The 631-nt window shown below is 67.0% G+C and carries 1 protein-coding gene; it reads right to left on the reverse strand.

Annotated features, from left to right (window positions below; translation table 11 throughout):
• Window positions 1–631, reverse strand: a 631-nt coding sequence (locus CCN37_RS37940) for an AI-2E family transporter (RefSeq protein WP_143262054.1), incomplete at both ends; no start/stop codon positions are given.

Consider the following 631-nt stretch of genomic DNA (forward strand, 5'->3'; position numbering starts at 1 on the left):
TCGATCTGCTGCACGGCGAGGACGACGACGAGCACCATGAGGGCGGTGAACACGCCGTTGGTGACGAGGGCGACGAGGCAGGCGAGGGCTCCGGAGATGACCGCGCCGACCAGCGGGATGAAGGCGAACAGGAAGATGAAGACGGCCAGCGGCACCGCCATCGGCACGTCGAGGAACCAGAGTCCGAGGCCGATGAAGACGGCGTCGATGAGGGCGACGAGGACGGTGCCGCGGACGTAGGCGGTGAGGGTGCGCCAGGCGCGCGGTCCCGCGCCGGCGACGCCCGGCCGGGCCTGGGCGGGCACCAGCTTGAGCGTCCACTCCCAGACCTTCTTCCCGTCGTAGAGCAGGAAGAGGGTGCAGAACATCGCGAGGAGTATGCCGGTCATGGCCTCCACGATGACGGTGACGCCCTGGAGTCCGGCGGAGGTGATCTGCTCGGCGTTGGCGCCGATGGCCTCGCTGAGGTTCTTGGCGATGTCGTTGATCTGCTGCTCGGTGACGTGGAACGGGCTGTCGAGCAGCCAGTGCTTGAGTTCCTCGATGCCGTCCTTGACGCGGTCGGACAGGTTGTCGACGTTGTCCATGACCTGCCAGACCACGAACCAGCCGACCAGGCCCATGACGACGA

Source organism: Allokutzneria sp. NRRL B-24872, assembly GCF_002155965.1.
Classification (GTDB): domain Bacteria; phylum Actinomycetota; class Actinomycetes; order Mycobacteriales; family Pseudonocardiaceae; genus Allokutzneria.